This is a genomic window from Amycolatopsis sp. PSD-21, assembly GCF_055561455.1.
In genome coordinates this window covers 6,289,227-6,307,415 of sequence record NZ_CM145712.1, presented here as the reverse complement: position 1 = coordinate 6,307,415, position 18,189 = coordinate 6,289,227, and the positions used below count along the sequence as shown (strand labels likewise).

Sequence of the window (18,189 nt, the reverse complement as noted above, 5' to 3'; positions counted from 1 at the left end):
GCTGGCGGATATCAAGCGGCGACCTCCGGCCGTGGGAGATCGATCTCGACATCGCAGGCCGCGGCGAGGTCGTGCAGTTCGCCGAGTGTCTTCGCCGGCAGGAGCACGCCGTCCGTCCGGCCGGCGGTCTCTGCGCGTTCCTCGATCTCGCCGGGGTAGTAGATCTCCAAGGCGCCCGGGGCGAGCGGGACCTCCTTGGTCCTGGTAATGAGGTCGTCAATCCGCGAGGCGAACCGGCTGGGTTCGTGCAGGGCATCGACACGCAGGGCGAGGACCAGGTGCCCGCAGCCCGAACGGCGGTCCGGCACAGCGGGCCCGACGACATCGGTGGCGTAGGAACTGCCGGTCAGCACGCCGGAGAGCACGTCCATCATGAAGGCGATGCCGTACCCCTTGTGCCCGGCCATCGGCGCGAGGATGCCCTCGATCGCCGCCCGTGGGTCGGCGGTGGGAGCGCCGTCGGCGTCGATCGCCCAGGACTCGGGAATCGCCTCGCCCCGTTGTAGTGCGGCGTAGATCTTTCCCCGAGCGACACCGGTGTTCGCGATGTCGAGTACGACGGGGCCGTGCGAGCCGCCCGGGGTGGCGATGGACCAGGGATTGGCTCCGACGGTCTTTTCCCGGCCGCCCCAAGGCGCCATCGCGGGACTGCCGTTGGTGGTCAGGATCCCGACGCAGCCCGCCTCGGCCATCCGGCGCGTCCAGTAGGCCGCGGTCCCGAAGTGGTTGCTGTTGCGCACGGCGACCACGCCGACGCCGTGGACATCCGCGCGTTCGACGGCGAGCTTGCAGGCTCGGTCGGCGATGACCTGGCCGATACCGTCGGCGCCGTCGAGCACCGCCACCGCGCCGAGCCCGCCGAGCAGTCGCGGTTCGGTCACCTGCTTCATCACCCCGGATCGCAGCCGGGCGACGTACCAGCTCAGGCGGAGCATGCCGTGCGACGGATGTCCCCACAGGTCGGCGGTGACCAGGCTTTCGCTCACCAGCGTGGCGTCGGCCCGCGGAACTCCGGCCGCGCTCAGGATGCGGATGCCCGCGGTGGTGAGTGCGCGGGCGTCGACGGTGATCGTCCTCGGTCGAAAGATCCCTTCGGTGGTCATGGTTTCCGCAGCAGGTCGCGCAGGACGAAGGGCAGGATCCCGCCGTGGTGGTGGTATTCCTGCTCCCGGACGGTGTCGAGCCGCACGATCGCCTCGAACCGGCGCCCGTCCGCCTCGATCGCGACCGTTTTCGGATAGCGGCCGGGCTCGGCCCCGGCGAGGCCGCGGATGTCGAAGGTCTCGTGGCCGGTGAGACCCAGGGTTCCGGCCGACTGCCCCGAGGCGAACTGCAGGGGCAGCACACCCATGCCGATCAGGTTGGATCGGTGGATCCGCTCGAAGGACTCGGCCAGTACCGCGCGGACGCCCAGCAGCGCGGGACCTTTGGCAGCCCAGTCGCGCGACGACCCGGCGCCGTAGTCCCGGCCCGCGAGCACCACCAGCGGGACATCCTCGGTCTCGAACCTGAGTGCGGCGTCGTAGACGCTGGTCACGTCGCCGGCAGGGGCGATCGCGTGACCGCCTTCCCGACCGGGGACGAGTTGGTTGCGCAGCCGCACGTTGGCGAAGCAGCCGCGCATCATGACCTCGTGGTTGCCGCGGCGGGAGGCGTAGGTGTTCAGTTCGAACCGGGTGACGCCGAGCCCGTCGAGGTATCGCCCGGCGGGTGTGCCGGGCGGGATCGCCCCCGCCGGGGACACGTGGTCGGTCGTCACCGAGTCGCCGAGTTTGACGAGCACACGGGCGCCGAGGATGTCCTCGGTCCGGCCGGGTTCCGCGCGCATTCCGTCCAAATACGGCGGACGCCGGAGATAGGTGGACTCGTCGTCCCAGGCGAAGGTCTCCCCGGCCGGGGCCTCGAGTCGCCGCCAGCGGTCGTCCCCGGCGAACACGTCGCGGTAGACCTCGGTGAACATCTCCGGACGCAAACACTCGTCGACGACCTCGCGGACCTGTGCCGAAGTCGGCCAGATGTCGCGCAGGTACACCGGTTTCCCGTCCGCGCCGGTGCCCAGTGGTTCGGTGAACGGGTCGAGGTCCATCGTGCCCGCGAGCGCGTAGGCGACGACCAGTGGTGGTGACGCGAGGTAGTTCATCCGGACGTCGGGGTTGATGCGGCCGTCGAAATTGCGGTTGCCCGAAAGCACCGCGGCGACGGTCAGGTCGTGCTCGTCGACCGCGGCGGTGACCTCTTCGATCAGCGAACCCGATGCGCCGATGCACGTCATGCAGCCGAATCCGGTCAGATGGAACCCCAGTTCGTCCAAAGAGGACGTCAGCCCGGCCGCGTCGAGGTAGTCGGTGACCACGCGGGAGCCCGGCGAGAGACTGGTCTTGACCCAGGGTTTGCGGCTCAGCCCCGCGTGGACGGCGTTGCGGGCCAGCAGCCCCGCCGCCACCATGACCGCCGGGTTGGAGGTGTTGGTGCACGAGGTGATCGCCGCGATGGCGACGGCTCCGTGGCCGAGGAGGTGCTCGTCACCGCCGAGCCGGACCGGGACCGGGTCACGCGACGGCGGATCCAGATCGGTGACGGCCCGCCGGAAGCCCTCCTTGGCCTTGTCGAGCCGTACCCGGTCCTGGGGACGGCGCGGTCCGGCCAACGAAGGGACCACTGTGGACAGATCGAGTTCCACGTGCTCCGAATAGGCGGGTGCCCGGTCGGGTTCGTGCCACAGCCCCTGTTCCTTCGCGTAGGCCTCGACCAAGTTCACCCGCTCCGCGGAGCGACCGCTGAATCTCAGGTACCGCAGAGTCTCGTCGTCGATCGGGAAGTACGCGCAGGTAGAGCCGAATTCGGGGCTCATGTTGGCGATCGTCGCCCGGTCGGCCAGCCCGATGGCCGCGACGCCGGGTCCGGAGAACTCGACGAACTTGCCGACCACACCGTGCGCGCGCATCAGCTCGGTGATGGTCAGCACGAGGTCCGTCGCGGTCGTGCCCTCGGGCAGTTCGCCCCGCAGGCGGACGCCGACGACGGGCGGGATCAGAAGGGACAGTGACTGGCCCAGCATGGCCGCTTCGGCCTCGATGCCGCCGATACCCCAGCCGAGCACGCCGAGGCCGTTGACCATCGTGGTGTGGGAATCGGTGCCCAGGCAGACGTCCGGGTAGGCCCATCCCTGTTCGGCCATCACCACGCGGGCCAGATACTCGAGGTTGACCTGGTGCATGATCCCGGTGCCCGGCGGTACGACCGCGAAGTTCTCCAGATTCTGCTGCCCCCACTTGAGGAAGCGGTAGCGCTCGGCGTTGCGCTCGTACTCGATCTCGACGTTGCGCGCCATCGCGTCGGGCCTGCCGAAGACGTCGGCGATGACCGAGTGATCGATCACCAGCTCGGAGGGGATCGCCGGGTTGACCCGGCGCGGGTCACCGCCCAGCCCGGCCATCGCGTGCCGCATGGCGGCGATGTCGGCCAGCACGGGCACGCCGTTGGTGTCGTGCAAGAAGATCCGCGTGGGGTGCAGGGCGACAGCGGTGTCGTGCACCCCGGGCCCGCCCCACCGCAGCAGTGCCTCGATCTGGCCTGTCGTGACGGCGGCGCCGTCCTGGTGGCGGAGCAGGTTCTCCAGCACGATCCGCAGGGTGTAGGGCAGATCGGCCGGTGCGGGAGCGGAGATGCGGTGGATGAGGAAGTGCTCCGCTCCGACCTCGAGCGTGGCCCTGGTCCCGAAGTCGTCCCGTCCCGGAAGGCGTGGGGTGCTCATGTCCGGTCCGCCGGTCGGAGGGCCGCGACCTGTTCGGCGGTCAGCGGCCGCGTGCGATGCCCTTGCAGCACCAGGTGCAGCCGCGCGGTCTCCTCCAGCTCCTCCACGATGTCGGCCGCGGCGGCGAGGTCGGCCCCGGCCACGACCGGACCGTGGTTGGCGAGCAGCATCGCGTGGTGGCGCCGTGCGGTCTGCTCGGCGAGCGGACCCAGCGTGTCGTCGCCGGGAGCGTGGTACGGCAGGAGCGGAAGCGTCCCGACCCGCATCGCGTAGTAGGCGGTGATCGGCGGGAGGACGTCGGCCGGGTCGACGTCGGCCAGGCATGACACGGCGACCGAGTACGTCGAATGCAGGTGGACGACGGCGCCCGAGTCCGGCCGGGCACGGTAGACCGCCGCGTGTAGGAACGCCTCTTTGGACGGACGAGGCCCGTCCACGTGCCGCCCGGCGAGGTCGATCACCGAGAGCTTGTCCGCGTCGAGGGTGCCGAGGCTCACCCCGGTCGGAGTGACGAGGATGTGCTCACCCTGGCGGACGCTGATGTTCCCGGTGCGGCCGAAGGTCAGGCGCCGGGCGAACAGCGACCGGCCGAGTTCCACGATCTGCGCGCGGTGGGGGACGGCGCCGAGCGGGGTCGCGGTCATGCCGTGCTTCCTTCCATGGCGCGGACGAGGAGGTCGGAACGGCCGAAGTTCCCGGACTTGAGCAACAGGGCCAGGGGCCGCGGCCCGACAGTGGTGCACCACGGGACGCCTTGATCGGCTTCCTCGCCGATCACCACCTGGTCGATGTCGAGTGCCGCGGTGACCGCGCCGGAGGTCTCGCCGCCAGCGACGACGACGCGGCGTACGCCGAGTTCGGTGGCGCGCCGGGCGAGGACACCGAGGGTGTGTTCGAGGATCCCGGCGGTTTCGGGGCCCATGGCCGCTCGTGCCCGGGCACGTTCGTCGGGAGTCGCGGACGAGTAGAGGACGACAGGGCCGCCGCCGAGGTGGTTTTCCAGCCAGGCCAGTGCGGTCTCGGCGAGGTGGGCGGGGTCCGGGGTGGCCACCGGATCGAGCCGGTGGGCGGGGAACCGTTCGAGTGCGTGATCGAGCTGGGCGAGCGTCGTCGTCGAACAGCTCCCGGCGAGGATCACCCCCGGTCCGGCCGGGAGTTCCGTCCGGGTGGCGGTGCGGCCGCCGGGCGGTGCGGCCACCCGGGCCATCGCCCCCGCCAGCCCGGCGCCTCCCGTGGTCAGCGGTAGATCGTCGGTGCCCTGAGCGACGGTGAGCAGGTCATCGTCCTCGATCGCGTCGACGACGATGTGGCGGACGCCGTCCTCGCCGAGCGCATGGACCTCGGCGCGGACGGCGGCGGAACCGCGCCGGACGACCTCCAGCGGCAGAAGCCCCACGCGGTGCGGTGTCTGCCTGCCGAGCACCCGGACGATATCGGGGTCCGTCATCGGGGTCAGCGGGTGGTTCCGCATCGAAGTCCGGGACAGCAGCACACCGTCGACGAACAAATGGCCGCGGTAGCTGGTGCGGCCGTGTTCGGGCGACGCCGGGCAGATGAGCGTCGGCGTGCCGTCGATCCGATCGAGGAGCGCGTCGGTGACGGGTCCGATGTTGCCTTCGTCGGTGGAATCGAAGGTGGAGCAGTACTTGAAGTAGAAGCGGGAGACGCCGAGACCGGCGAGCCATCGCTGCGCGGCGACCGAGTCGGCCACCGCCCGCGAGGCCGGAACGCTCCGGGATTTGAGGGCCACAACGACGGCGTCGCAGTCCGGGATGCGAGCGTCCTCCGCGGGAACGCCGAATCGCAGCACCGTCCGGAGGCCGGCGCGGCGCAGCGCCGCCGCGACGTCGCCACCGCCGGTGTGATCGTCGGCCACACAGCCGATTCGGGGGCTCATGCCGGAGCCTTCGCGAGCGCCGACCGGATTGCCGTCGCGGCCAGATGGGGCGGACTGAGCAACGGAACCGACAGTGCCCCCTGCGCCGCGTCGCGGGTCGGTGCGAGGGAGAACTGCCCCAGCAGCACCAGATCCGCATCCGGTGCGGCTTGGGCGGCTCCGATCACCAGCCGAGCCGCCCGATCGGTGTCACCGGTGGCCAGCGCGTCTCGGGCGCCCTCGACGACGGAGCCGGACACGGCCGTGTCCGGCCCCGTCGCGGCCCGCAGCCGTCGCACCGTGTCCTGGGTGCCCGCCTCGATCGGTCCGAGGACGTGCGCCCTCCGAGGCGCCCGCCGGAGGACTTCGTCGAACAGTGCCGCGTCGGAGGACAACACGGGGATGTCCAGCTCTGCCGCGAACTCGTCGGCGACAGGCCCGTACAGCGAGCAGCTCAGCAGGACCGCGTCGGCGCCGCCGTCGACGGCATAGCGGATCAAGGACCGCATGCGCTTACGCAGCGGCGCGGTGAGCCCGCCCGCTCGTTCGGCGTCACCGATCAGGGTGTCGTCGAGGAGGTTCCGCAGTCGCGCGTCCGGGAACACGTCGGAGAAGGCGGACGCGGCCGGTGCCAGGGCGGCGGGGGTGGCGTGGACGATCGCCACGAGGGGCTGGTGCCCGGTCAAGGAATCGGCCTTTCGGTCGGGGCTCGGGGAATCAGGCCGTGGCGATGGCCGCGACGACGGCGTCGGTGAACTCGGTGGTGGATGCCGAGCCGCCGAGGTCGCGGGTACTCGTTCCGCCGGTGACCGTTGCGGTGACGCCGTTCTCCACCCGCGCGGCCGCGTCGCGCATCCGGGTGTCGTCGTTCTTGGCCGCCAGCCACTCCAGCAGCATGGCGCTGGAGAGCACCATCGCGATCGGGTTCGCCACGTTCCGCCCGGCGATGTCGGGTGCGGACCCGTGCGCGGCCTGCGCCATCGCGTGAGTGTCCGACGAGTTCACCGACGGCGCGATGCCGAGCGATCCCGCGATCTCCCCGGCGAGGTCGGAAAGGATGTCGCCGAACATGTTCTCCGTGACGATTACGTCGAACTCGTCGGCCTTGCGGACCAGCTTCATCGTCATCGCGTCGATGTGGAAGTCGTCGACGGTGACGTCCGGGTGGTCCGCGGCGACCTCGAGGCAGACCTTCCGGAACAGCCCGGTGGTCAGCTTGAGCACGTTCGCCTTGTGCACGATGGTCAGCTTCTTGCCACGGGTCTCGGCCAGTGCGAACGCCGTGCGCGCGATCCGCTCGGTCGCCGCGCGGGTGATGATGCCCATGGCGATCGCGACGTCGGGGCTCGGCATGTACTCACCCGTGCCGGCGAAAGTGTTGCGGTCGGCGTAGAAACCTTCGGTGTTCTCACGGACGATGATCAGATCGGTGTCCTCCACCACCGCGTTACCACCGGGGAAAGCCTTGGCGGGACGGATGTTGGCGAAGAGCCCGAAGTGCTTGCGGATGGTCCCGCTGGGGTTGAGCTGGGACTTGAACGGTTCGGGATAGGACACGCTGTCGTGCGGCCCAAGCAGCCATGCGTCGAGGCCGGCGAGCGCTTCGAGCGTGCTTTCCGGGGTGTGCGCGCCGTGGGTTTCGATCGCCGAGGCGCCGAGCGGCAGTTCGACCCATTCGACGGGTTCGACGCCTGCGGCGGCGAGCGCCGCGTCGACGATCGCGACCGCGGACGGAACGATCTCGGGTCCGATGCCGTCGCCGTGGAGGACACCGAGGCGGTAGCGGCGGTACGGGGTGTTGGTCACTGTTGCTGCCTTTCGCAGGAGTGGAGCGGTCGGGGGTCAAACCTGGAGAGTGAGCAGTTCCTCGGCTTCGTCCGAAGGAAGCGCGGCCTCCGGGTAGAGCAGGGCCGCGTCTGGGGCGAAGGTGAGACCGACCCGGCCGGACAGACCGGGCTGAGTGCTCTCGACCTGTACCACGTGATCGCCGAGGCGCACGTCGTACTCGTAGCGCGAACCGACGTAGGAGCGGGTCAGGATTTCGGTGGACAGAACGTTTCCCGCGGCCTCGCCGGTCTCGTCCTCGGGGACGACGTCGAGCTTCTCGGGGCGGATGGCGACGGTGACGTCTTGGCCCGCGGTCACGGATGTGGCGGAGGCGACGGTGACGACCTGGCCGCTGGCGTCGAGCCGGATGTCGATGCGCTCGTCGCTGAAGGCCTCGACGTTGCCCCGCAGGAAGTTGCACCGTCCCACGAAGGCCGCGACCGCCGCAGCGGCGGGCTGTTCGTAGATCTCGTGCGGACTGCCGATCTGGAGCATGTCGCCTTCGCTCATCACGGCGATCCGGTCCGACAGTGCGAGAGCCTCGTCCTGGTCGTGGGTGACGTAGACGGTGGTGATGCCGAGATCCTCCTGCAGCCGTTTGAGCCAGGCGCGGGCCTGCTCGCGCAGCTTGGCGTCCAAATTGGACAGAGGTTCGTCGAGCAGCAGCACACTGGGGGAGTAGACCAGTGCACGGGCGAGCGCGACACGCTGTTGCTGGCCGCCGGAGAGCTGATGAGGATAGCGGTCCCGCAGATGCGCGAGCCCGACCTTCTCCAATGCGTCGGTGATGCGCCGGACCTGCTCGTCCTTGCCGGTCTTGCGGATCTTCAGCGGTACCGCCAGATTCGCGGCGATCGTCATATGCGGCCAGAGCGCGTAGGACTGGAACACCATGCCGAGATTGCGTTCCTCGGGAGTGCGGAAGGTCCCGGTCTCCGAATCGACGAAAACGGTGTCACCCACGGTGATCCGGCCGCCGGTGGGTCGTTCCAGCCCGGCGATGCAGTTCAGCGTGGTCGATTTCCCGCAGCCGCTGGGGCCGAGCAGGGTGAAGAACTCGCCGTCGTGGATGGTGAAGTCGACTTCCTTCAGCACGGTGGTCGTGCCGAACTTCTTGTGCAGCTGGTGGACGGTGACTTCAGGCATCGGTATGTCCCCTCATGAGTAGCCCGGCGAGACCGACGAACGCGGCGGTGATGGCGATCTGGACGGTGGCCAGCGCGGCCACGGAACCGGTGTTGCCCTGGACCCAGAGCTCGAGCATGGTCGTGCCGATGATGTTGGAGTCGGCCGAGGCGAGGAAGATCGCCGGCGAGTACTCCTTGAGCATGGTGACGAAGGTGAGGATGACCGCCCCCGCGAACGCCGGGGTGAGCAGCCTGCCCAGCACCGAGGTGAACGTGCGCACCCAGTCCGCGCCCGAAACCCGAGCCGCGTTGTCGAGTTCCTGTCCGAGTTGCAGCACCGACGGCGCGATGGAACCGAACCCCGAGGGCAGGGCGCGCAACCCGAACCCGATGACCAGGGCGACCAGCGTTCCCTGCACAAGACCGCCCAGACCCAAGGGCAAGTAAGCGAAAGCCCAGAACAACCCGATGCCGATGATGATCCCTGGAATGGCCTGCGGAGCCAGCGCGAGGTACTCGACGAGCTTGCGGTGGCGGAAGGTCGAGCGTTTCGACACCAGTACCGCCAGCACCGCGACCAGGCTCACGGCCACCGCGCCGATCCCGGCGACGAGCAGACTGTTCCAGATGGACTGGACGTAGGCCGAGAAACCGAACACCCGCTCGTAATTGGCACCCGTGATGCTCTGGAAGGGATTCTGCAGCGGGGTGAACACGCGGGTGAAGGACCGGAACACCAGCCCACCGATCGGCAGCAGCGCCCCGAACACCACGTAGACGGTGATCGCCGCGACGCCGACCCATTTGAGCGGACCCAGTTCGAGCTTGCGCGGCCGGGTCGCCTTGCCCCGCACCGAAACGAACCGTTGCGCGTTCTTGAGCAGCTTCGCCTGGATCGCGACCAGCCCGACGGTGACGAGGAGAATCAGCGTCGACGCCGCCCCCAGAATGCCGTAGTCCGGATCGATCGACTGCAAACCGTTGGTGTAGAGGAAAGTGGAGAAGACGCTGATACCAACGGGCTGGCCGTAGAGCAGCGGCACGCTGAGCGTCTCCACCGACATGCTGAACACCAAGATGGAGCTGTACACCATCGGCGGCCGCAGCATCGGGACGATGACCGTGACCAGGATCCGCATCGGCCGGGCGCCGCACACCTGCGCGGCGCTCTCCAGCGAGGCGTCGGACTTGCGTAACGCGTTGGCGCAGAACACATAGGCGATCGGAGCCAGCGCCACCGCCTCGGTGATCGCCATCCCGGGGATGGAGTAGAGGTTCCACGGCACGACGCCGATCCAGTCACGGACCGCGGTGCTGACGAACCCGGCGGGTCCGTAGAGCGTGATCCAGCCGAAGCCGAGGATGAGCGAGGAGATGAAGAACGGCCACTGCATCGCTCCGGCGAAGATCCGGCCGAACGGCAGTTTCGTCCGGACCACCAGCACGGCCATCGGCACCGCGATCAGCAGGGTCAGCGCCGTGGTGCCGATGGCGAACAGCGCGGTGTTCAGCACCACCTTGCCGAACCCGGCCTCGGTGAACAGCCGCACGTAGTTGTCGAGGGTGAAGATCCCGCCGACCTCGTACAGTGGCCGGTCGAGTACGGACTGGATCAGGGTCGGGACGACCGGGGCGAGCACCAGCACGGCCAGAAAGGCCAGTACCGCGTACTGCACCCACAGCTCCCGGCGCGCGCCGAGCAGGCGCCGGTATCGCGGAGTGGGCAATGCCGCGCCCGCGACAGGCGGGCTCACTCGTGGGGGTTTGGTCTGGACTGTCATGTCGCATGCGCTCCGATCGTCGTCTCGCCGCCTCAGCGGGCCAGCAGCCCGTCCCAGCGGCCGACGAACTCCTTGACCTTGTCCTCGGGCGTGAGCTCGTACTTGGCGACGATCACGTTCTCCGCGCCGACGGCGTTCACGACCTCCTGGTGGGTGCGCAGGCCCGGCGCGGCCGCGACGTCGGGGCGGTAGGCGGTCAGGCCGCCTTCCGCCACCGCGCGTTGACCCTCTTGCGACAACACGAAGTCCAGGAAGAGCTTGGCGGTGTTGGTATGCGGCGCCTTCGGAGTGATGCCGATGCCCAGGGGCAGGACCACGGTCCCGTCCTTCGGGAACGCCACCTGGAACAGGCCGCCGCTGCTGTCGACGACCGGGTACGCCGGGGCACCGGAGATGAAGAACCCGACCAGGTACTCGCCCGCGAGGATCTTTTCGGTCTGCGTTCCGGACGAGGTTTCCGGTCGGGCCAAGGGCAGAAGGGTTTCCAGGTCCCGCCAGGCGTTCGGGGCGGCTTGGGTGAAGGCGTTGGACACGGTGAACCCGAACGCGCCGTTGACGTCGCGCGTGGTGATCTTGTCCTTGAACTTCCCCGGATCCTTGCGGACCGTGTCCGCGAGATCGGCCAGGCTCGTCGGGGCCCGGTCCAGCAACGAGGTGTTGTAGGCGATCGTCATCGGGTCGGTCGCCATGGTGTAGACGTTCGGCAACACCTGCGCGAAATCGGTCAGTTTCGGCAGCTCTGGCGATTGGTAGGCGAGCAGGCGGCCGGGCTGCCGCGCGTACTCCGCCCACGCCTGCGCCGCGTTGGAAACCAGGATATCCGCGGGCGAGTTACCGGTGGCCTGCTCGGACAGCACCCGCTGGAAGACCTCGTCGGAGTCGAGGTTGTTCGCCTTGATGTCGGTGACCCAGGGATATTTCGTCTGGAAATCGCGGAACACCGGCGCCCAGTTCTCCTGGTCGGTGTTCGAGTAGATGGTCAGCGTGCCGCCCTCGCTCTTCGAGCCGGAGAGGACCTGCGCGTACTCGGCCGGGTAGTACTCCGGGACCTTCTCCACGGAGATCGGGTTCTCGGCGGCCTGTTGCCCGGTGGCCCCTCCGCCGCCGCAGGCTGCGAGCACCGCGGTCATGCCCACCGCGACGAGCACCCGGGCCGTGCGCACGGCCCGGCCCCGGCTTCCTCTTCCTCCGACGAGTACCGACGCTGTAGTCATCCCGCACCTCTTCTGGCGATAGCGACACTGCTGTCGCGGGAGACTCTGAAGGTTATAACCTGCATTCGTCAAGCCCTGGAGGTGACAAGTAAGGGAAGCTGAGTCTTCTTGTTTCAGTAAATATGCAGCTCAAGGCACCTTGAGCGGCCCGAGTGATCCTTATAACGGGTGCGTCTCGTGTGTGGTCGGGCTGGGTGCGTTCGCGAAGGGCTCGGCAAGATGCGGTACGTTATAAGCAGTGAGAGGGGTGCGATGACCGAACCTGCCGAGCCGTACGTGACGAAGAGCGACTACGCCTACCAGACCATGAGGGAGAAGATCCTCTCCGGCGAATTCGCGCCGGGCGCGGTCCTCAACCAGGCCATGCTCGCCAAGACCATCGGCATCAGCACGACGCCGTTGCGCGAGGCCCTTCGACGACTGAAGTCAGAAGGCTTCGTCGAACTCGGAGCGCACAAGGACGCCAAGGTCAGTGAACTGTCCGGCGAGGAGGCGCGAGACCTGCTCGAACTGCGCCGGTCACTCGACCCGCTCGCGGTCGGCCTCGCCGCCGAACGCCGCACCCGCGCCGACATCCGGAACATCCGCGAGGCGATGCAACGGGTCGAACCGCTGAGGTCGAATCCCGGGTACGACGACCTGATCGCCCATCGCCATTTCCACGTCGCCCTCTACACCGCCTCGCACAACGATCTGCTGATCCAGACGCTGGACAGCTTGTGGGACAAGGCGGACCGCTACCGCCGAGTCGGACTGCAGATCGAGCGTGACCAAAGCGAGCGCGATCAGAAGCACGCCGAGCATCTCGGACTGGTCGACGCGATCGTCGCCGGCGACAGCGAGACAGCGTCGGCATTGATGCTTCAGCACATCGACACCAGCCTCGGCGCCAAGGCGGCTTCCAGACTCGGGATGGGGCTCACCGCCACGCCCCACGAGATCTGACCTTTCCCCACAGCTTTCGGCAGAACGACCCTCGACAGGAGAACCATGTCCTCTTTCAGCCCCGCATCGCCGCCGACGTCGGATCTCTATGACGAACACCTCGATGCCCTCGAGTCGTGCGATACACAGTTCCGGCAGTTCGGTGGCCGCACGGCGTTCTCGGGCGAGATCGTGACCGTGCGCTGCGACGAGGACAACGCCTTGCTCAAGTCCGTGCTTTCGGAGCAGGGGGAGGGCCGGGTCCTGGTCGTCGACGGTGGCGGTTCGGTCCACCGGGCGCTGCTCGGCGACATGATCGCCGGGATCGCGGCCGGCAATGGATGGTCCGGCATCGTGATCAACGGCGCCGTCCGCGACGTCGCGGTCCTGCGCGGGATGGACATCGGTGTGAAGGCGCTCGGCTCCAATCCTCGTAGGAGCACCAAATCCGGTGCGGGTGAGCGGGATGTGGTGCTCGAATTCGGCAACGCCACGTTCACCCCGGGCGCCACCCTGTACAGCGATGACGACGGGATCGTCGTCCTGCCCGCCGACGGCTGACGACCACGGGACCCCGAGCCGGCGGGGCCGGATGGCGGGCGAGTGTCGTCGCCCTGCTCGTCTGCACCATCCTGAGCCAGACCGCCTTGAATCTCGCACGTCCGCTGCTGTCCTACCGCACCATCGCGCTCGACGGCGGCGGGCTCTCGATCGGCCTCGTCACCGCGTCCTATGCCGTCCTCTCCTTGATCGTCGCCTTGCCGCTCGGGCGGTTCGTGGACCGGACCGGGAGTACGGCACCAGTTCTCGTGACCGGAACGGCGCTGATCGCGATCGGTCCGATCGCGCTCGCGCTTTCGCCTGCCATCCCCTGGGTCGGCGCGGCGGCGGCGTGTCTGGGCTTCGGCCACATCGTGTTCATGGTCGGCGCCCAGGGCTACATCGCGTCGGCGGTGCCCGACGCCGACCTCGACCGCTTCTTCGGTCTCTTCACCGCTGCCGTGTCGGCTGGGCAGATGTTCGGTCCCTTGATCGCCGGCGGAGTGCTGGGCACGGAAACCGGAGCGACACTCGGGCGGACCGCGATCGCAGCCATTGTCGCGGCAGGGATCGCCGTCTGCGCCCTGCCGGGTGGCCTTGTCCTGTTGCGGCGCCAGGCCGCCCGGGATCGCGCGGCCACCTCGACGACAGGGCCGGCCCCCGGAGTCTTTGCGATGCTGCGATCACGTGGCATGGTTTCGGGGCTGTTCGTCAGCCTCGCGCTGCTCGGTGCCGTCGACCTGCTGACCGCGTACTTGCCGTTGATCGCCGAAGACCGAGGCGTCGCTCCCGCTGTCGTCGGTGCCTTGCTGGCTTTGCGTTCCGGTGCGTCGATCCTGTCCCGGCTCGGCCTCGGAAAGCTCGCTCGGCGCTGGAACCGGCGCACGCTGATCATTGCCAGCGCCGCCGGGTCCGCGGTGGCTCTGGCCGTCGTCGCGCTCCCGGCGGCGACCGTGCCCGTCATGGCCGCAGCGCTGTTCATCGGCGGCCTGCTGCTGGGCATGGGGCAGCCCTTGACGATGACCGTCGTCGTCCAGGCCGTGCCCCAGCACGGCCGCAACGCGGCACTGGCCCTGCGACTCTGGGCAAACCGGCTGGGACAGGTCACCGTCCCCGCCGCCGCGGGAATGATCGCCGCCCCGCTCGGCGCCACGGGCGCGCTGTGGCTCGCTGCGGCCCTCCTTGCCGGGGCGGCCGTGCTGGCTTCAGGCGACTGAGTTCAACTGTGGGACCGCCATCCCCGCGAGCGCAACCGTGGCGGACGACGTGAAGGCAAAGGCTGCTCCGCCGGCGACGGCCACGGCCAGGCGCTTGATCAGAGCTTGATTGGCCAGACGTCTGCGTTCGTTCGGAACGGTGGGTGCGCGCGTAGCAATGGAGGTGGGCGAAAGGGTGAGCGGTTCGAGTTCACGTCGTTCTCGGGCTCCAGCCCGGCCGACGGTAGCGACCGGGCTGGAGCACCGGCATGACGCCGAGGGGTCCGCGCCGCCGATCCTGTGCACTCCGCGGTGACGACCGCAGGCCGGCCCTAGAGGGTGACCCGGTTGCGGATGAAGCGAAAGGGACTCGCTACCGGCCACGTCGACGGGCATGGTGGCCACGTTCCCACGACTTACGGCCGCAATCGCAGTGCTGCTTGTGGTGGTGGAGGTGCGGCTGGGGCCAGTCGAGCGGGTCAGGTACCACCCATCGACTGGTCTTGGGCCCCACGCAAGCTCGCCGTCTGCGATAGCGCTGTCCATCTAGAAGGAATCATCGCGCAGCACGAAGCAGGCCGCTCGGCGGCGGTGTCAGGCGGTCTGGGTATCGTCCTCACCGGGTTCGTGTAGTTCGATGCTGAACGCCTCCACTAGCGTCCATCCAGAGTTCGACGGTGGCGATCATGAGGAGGCCGTCGACGATGAGTGGCCAGATGGCTGCGGTGGTGTGGTCGGCGCCGAAGTGGAGGGCGAAGTCTCGTCCGTGGCGGTAGGCGGCGCCGAGGGCGACGAGGGCTGTGCAGCCGCATTGAACGACTAGAACTAGAGCGAGGTCACGGGGAACAGCTGGCGAAGTTGCTCGAGTCGCGCTGTTCATGGCCGTCACCTGGCCGTGCGACGTCGCCGTGCGATCACGGTCGTCGCGGAGATCTGCAGCTCACGGGGCATTTTGGTTCGTGAGGTACCTGTTGGAACCGCGCCCGGGGGCACTCGCGACATCCCCACAAGCTCAGGCGCGGCTTTTGCTGGACCTTGACCGGCCCGACGCCCCGATCGCGCGCGGTTCCCGTCGCAACTACCTCTTTCTCACGATCTCTGTCGCGCGTGCGATGAGGTTTCGGTGACCCGCCAGTGCCTTGGTCAGGCGTTCCCCGAGTTGTGCGATCGCTTGCCGTTGGTAGGCGGAGTCCACGGCGTGCCAGATGCCCACGTAGTTGGCGCGCCGAGCACAGGTGGCGTCGAGCTTCGCCATCGCACGTTGCTGTTCGGGCGGCGCGGTGCCGACCGAGTCCGCCGCGTCCCAACGGTGCTGGAAGTCGTGGCCTGCCTCCCTCATACACTCGATCCAGGACGCCTCGGCGGCGCGTGCACGACTGTCGGCACGGGTGTGCGTCCACGTCTCGTTGAGCAATTTCTCGATCAGCGGCACGAGTTCATCGTCATCGCCGCGCAGCCGCCGCCAGGCCTCTTCCGCGCAACCACCCGCCGGGACCGGTGCTCCGTCGGCCGCCCGCACGGTGGCCGGCCCGCCGGTGGGGCTTCGCCCCGTGACGACCTCGTACTCAAGTCCGGAAGGACTCCACTGCGCGCCGCCGTCGGTTTCCTTGTTGGGACGCGCATAGCCCAGTCGTGCTGCTTCGTCCACATCGACCACGCCGTAGCGGCGGTCCGTGCCCTCGAGAACGCCCGGCTGCTCCCCGGAGCGGACGGTGTAGGTCACGCCGAAGCGCCGGGCGCAGGCTTCGGTGAGGGCGATGACAGCCTGTCCGATCACCTCGTCGTCTTTGCCGGACGGCACATAGTCGGCGATCGGCAGGCGCAGCTGAGCAGCGTTCTCGATCGAGGCTATGGGGTGGGGCAATGCGGGCTCACCCGTGTCCTGCGTCCCACATCCGGCAGCAAGGAAGAGTGCGGCCGCAGCGGCTGCGGCCGCACTCAACCTCATGCTCAACTGAGTTTGAAGGACGACGTCTTGTCGTTCCAGCGCGGACCGACATACTTGCCGCCCGTCCCGCCGTCGATCCATCCGGTCGCTTCGCCGCCGCCGTCGATGTCCATGTACAGCTTCGTGTCACACGAGGCGTAGTCGTAAACCCGCGAAACGGCGTCGTTCCAGCTCGGCGGCATGGTGCGGATGAAGTTGTCGGTGTCCGTTCTCGTCGCCGTACACGGCGAACTGCCGTAGACCCGGATCTTGTAGCCGGAGCCATCGGCGTTCTCGGCGAGGGTCGCCCGGAGCACATTCCCGTGCTGCCGTCCGAGGTCCACATTTCTCGTCGGGGTGTCTGCATGTGCCGCGGGGGCCAAGACGAGCAGGCCGGCCGTGACCGCGCAGATCGAAACAATGCTCTTCAACATGATTTCTCCTCGAGATGTTTCATCGGAAACCGCCGATTTGTCGACGGTTGATCACCTACAGGACTCCCAGGGGGCACCCGGCAGGGAATCCTCATATTCATCCTATTTTCATATTATTGGCGCCGATCGGCATTTATCGATCTGATCGGATCGCAGGTGAAGGCGAGAGCATCAGTGCGAACTGAACGTTTCGTGTGGAAACCTCCTGGTCAGGTGCTGAAGTATGGCTCGCCTTCTATTCGCCGCTGCACGAATTCGTCCGGCGGAACAGGACTCGAGGTCGTCGAGACCGACGATGCGTAGTTCGCTCGCTGTCGTCAGCTCTTGACGGGAACGACGAACACATGGCTCATGCCGGCGTTGTGGGTCGTGGTCGACCCGCGTGAGTCGGGCAGGCCTACCGCGGTTCCCTGGACCCCGCCGTCCATGCCGTCTTTCCACTTCACCAGGACGTAGGCGTTGAACCGCTGTTCGCAGTCGGCCCGGACTGGGAAGTCGGGCAGGTGCAGCGGCACGTAATGGTGGTGGACCGAGTAGGACATCCGGCGGGTCGTCGTGGTGGCGTTGCTTGTCTGGCAGAGTTTGTCGCCGTTCCACTGGTTGACGAAGAGCGTGAAGGTGGCCGTCGAGGCCGGCGGTTCGGTGCAGTCCTTGTCCTTCACCGGGTAGCACGTCTGGTACTCGGTGTCGGCGAAGACGCTGAGTTTCGTGAAGCCCGGCGCGAGGGTGAAGTACGGCAACGCGGGCTCGCGTGCCACGACCTCGGGGTCCGTCCCGACACGCACGAGGCCACGGGGCGTGGCGCGCTGGGCGGGCAGACCGGCCGCGGTGTTGGCCACGGACGTGTCCGCGAACTCGAGGAATCCGTCGTGCAACTGGAACCGGGCGTCGAGTTCCTTGCGCATCGTGGCGGCACGGACGTATGCGGTGCAGGTGACCGTGGTGGCGACGCCGGGGTGCACCAGGAAGCGGGTGGTGAGCTGGACGTCCTCCTTGTCCGGCTCCAGGGACGCGCCCTGCTGCAGGATGTTCTGCCCCGTCACGAAGCTCTGTTCACCCCCTTGCCAGGTACACCGCACCTCGTTGTCGAACAGCGAGCGGTAGGTGGCCGAGTTCGCGCGCATCACCGATCTGACGTAGGCGGTCTGCGTCGCCGACATCTCCAGATCCACGCTGCCCAGCTTCTTGACCTCCTGGTCGAACTTCACCGGCTCACCCGGCTTTGTCTCGGGCACCTTCGGCGCGAGCACCTGTTGCGGCGTGAACCTGACATAGGTGACATCGCTCGCGATCGCCGCCGGCGCGAGCACGACCAGCACCACGGCACCGAGAATGAACGACAGGATTCGCTTCACCCGCGGTCTCCTTTCACCAGTGAGAAATTAGCGTGACGAACTATTTCGACGATGACACATAATCCCTTTATGGCGATCGAAGTGTCGAGTTTCCGTGGTTACGGATGGTCTAGGTGGTGAATTTGATTCACATCCCACGGGGGGCGTGGAACAACCATGTCGGGTAACGGGTGGCGGCAGCAAGGGTTGCCGGAACGTATGTCGTCCTGGAATGAGTGAAACGGTCCTGAGCAG

Annotated in this window: 15 protein-coding genes and 1 pseudogene; 3 read left to right on the top strand and 13 right to left on the bottom strand. The window is 67.9% G+C overall.

The features are described 5' to 3' along the window. Window positions 1-11 precede the first annotated feature (11 nt). From ACZ1DY_RS29390 to ACZ1DY_RS29350, 9 genes are read right to left on the bottom strand one after another with little or no spacing between them, the layout of a single operon-like run. A complete protein-coding gene (locus tag ACZ1DY_RS29390; RefSeq protein ID WP_465481588.1) occupies window positions 12-1,103 on the bottom strand; it encodes an Ldh family oxidoreductase in 1,092 nt (363 codons plus the stop codon). Further along, entirely contained in the window at window positions 1,100-3,754 is a 2,655-nt protein-coding gene (gene acnA / locus ACZ1DY_RS29385; protein WP_465481587.1) for an aconitate hydratase AcnA, read from the bottom strand. The genes ACZ1DY_RS29390 and acnA overlap by 4 nt, the downstream gene beginning before the upstream one ends. Further along, window positions 3,751-4,398, bottom strand: coding sequence for a 3-oxo-tetronate 4-phosphate decarboxylase (otnC, locus tag ACZ1DY_RS29380; protein WP_465481586.1), 648 nt, complete (start codon window positions 4,396-4,398; stop codon window positions 3,751-3,753). Before otnC ends, acnA begins: the two co-directional genes overlap by 4 nt. Next, a complete protein-coding gene (gene otnK / locus ACZ1DY_RS29375) occupies window positions 4,395-5,651 on the bottom strand; it encodes a 3-oxo-tetronate kinase (RefSeq protein ID WP_465481585.1) in 1,257 nt (418 codons plus the stop codon). Before otnK ends, otnC begins: the two co-directional genes overlap by 4 nt. After that, complete coding sequence (locus ACZ1DY_RS29370) at window positions 5,648-6,316, bottom strand: aspartate/glutamate racemase family protein (protein ID WP_465481584.1); 669 nt, start codon at window positions 6,314-6,316, stop codon at window positions 5,648-5,650. The genes otnK and ACZ1DY_RS29370 overlap by 4 nt, the downstream gene beginning before the upstream one ends. Window positions 6,317-6,347: 31 nt before the next feature. Then, window positions 6,348-7,436: an isocitrate/isopropylmalate dehydrogenase family protein gene (locus ACZ1DY_RS29365; RefSeq protein ID WP_465481583.1), complete on the bottom strand. Its 1,089-nt coding sequence runs from the start codon at window positions 7,434-7,436 to the stop codon at window positions 6,348-6,350. 36 nt (window positions 7,437-7,472) lie between these two features. Further along, window positions 7,473-8,603, bottom strand: coding sequence for an ABC transporter ATP-binding protein (locus tag ACZ1DY_RS29360; protein WP_465481582.1), 1,131 nt, complete (start codon window positions 8,601-8,603; stop codon window positions 7,473-7,475). Continuing rightward, window positions 8,596-10,365, bottom strand: a complete 1,770-nt coding sequence (locus ACZ1DY_RS29355; RefSeq protein WP_465481581.1) for an ABC transporter permease — start codon at window positions 10,363-10,365, stop codon at window positions 8,596-8,598. The genes ACZ1DY_RS29360 and ACZ1DY_RS29355 overlap by 8 nt, the downstream gene beginning before the upstream one ends. Window positions 10,366-10,397: 32 nt before the next feature. Then, on the bottom strand, window positions 10,398-11,528 hold the full coding sequence (locus ACZ1DY_RS29350; protein ID WP_465481580.1) for an ABC transporter substrate-binding protein: 1,131 nt from the start codon (window positions 11,526-11,528) through the stop codon (window positions 10,398-10,400). 303 nt (window positions 11,529-11,831) lie between these two features. On the opposite strand from ACZ1DY_RS29350, the gene ACZ1DY_RS29345 reads away from it, so the two are divergent. Genes ACZ1DY_RS29345 through ACZ1DY_RS29335 form a run of 3 tightly spaced genes read left to right on the top strand, consistent with a single transcriptional unit; the run spans window position 11,832 to window position 14,260 of the window. Beyond that, a complete protein-coding gene (locus ACZ1DY_RS29345; RefSeq protein WP_465481579.1) occupies window positions 11,832-12,524 on the top strand; it encodes a GntR family transcriptional regulator in 693 nt (230 codons plus the stop codon). A 45-nt stretch (window positions 12,525-12,569) separates the two neighbouring features. Next, complete coding sequence (gene rraA / locus ACZ1DY_RS29340) at window positions 12,570-13,064, top strand: ribonuclease E activity regulator RraA (protein WP_465481578.1); 495 nt, start codon at window positions 12,570-12,572, stop codon at window positions 13,062-13,064. Next, the gene (locus tag ACZ1DY_RS29335; RefSeq protein ID WP_465485725.1) at window positions 13,061-14,260 is read left to right on the top strand and encodes an MFS transporter; all 1,200 of its coding nucleotides are present in this window, start codon (window positions 13,061-13,063) and stop codon (window positions 14,258-14,260) included. The genes rraA and ACZ1DY_RS29335 overlap by 4 nt, the downstream gene beginning before the upstream one ends. A 634-nt stretch (window positions 14,261-14,894) precedes the next feature. On the opposite strand, the pseudogene ACZ1DY_RS29330 reads toward ACZ1DY_RS29335, so the two are convergent. The 4 genes and pseudogenes from ACZ1DY_RS29330 to ACZ1DY_RS29315 form a co-directional block, all read right to left on the bottom strand. Then, window positions 14,895-15,119, bottom strand: a pseudogene (locus tag ACZ1DY_RS29330) (DUF2637 domain-containing protein); the annotation flags it as partial. Between the two features lie 198 nt (window positions 15,120-15,317). Then, window positions 15,318-16,103 (bottom strand): hypothetical protein, encoded by a 786-nt coding sequence (locus ACZ1DY_RS29325; protein ID WP_465481577.1) that lies wholly within the window; start codon window positions 16,101-16,103, stop codon window positions 15,318-15,320. A gap of 86 nt (window positions 16,104-16,189) precedes the next feature. Further along, window positions 16,190-16,600, bottom strand: a complete 411-nt coding sequence (locus tag ACZ1DY_RS29320; protein ID WP_465481576.1) for a hypothetical protein — start codon at window positions 16,598-16,600, stop codon at window positions 16,190-16,192. 317 nt (window positions 16,601-16,917) lie between these two features. Beyond that, window positions 16,918-17,955 carry a hypothetical protein gene (locus ACZ1DY_RS29315; RefSeq protein WP_465481575.1) on the bottom strand — a complete coding sequence of 346 codons (1,038 nt, stop codon included), beginning with the start codon at window positions 17,953-17,955 and terminating at the stop codon, window positions 16,918-16,920. Window positions 17,956-18,189: the final 234 nt, after the last annotated feature.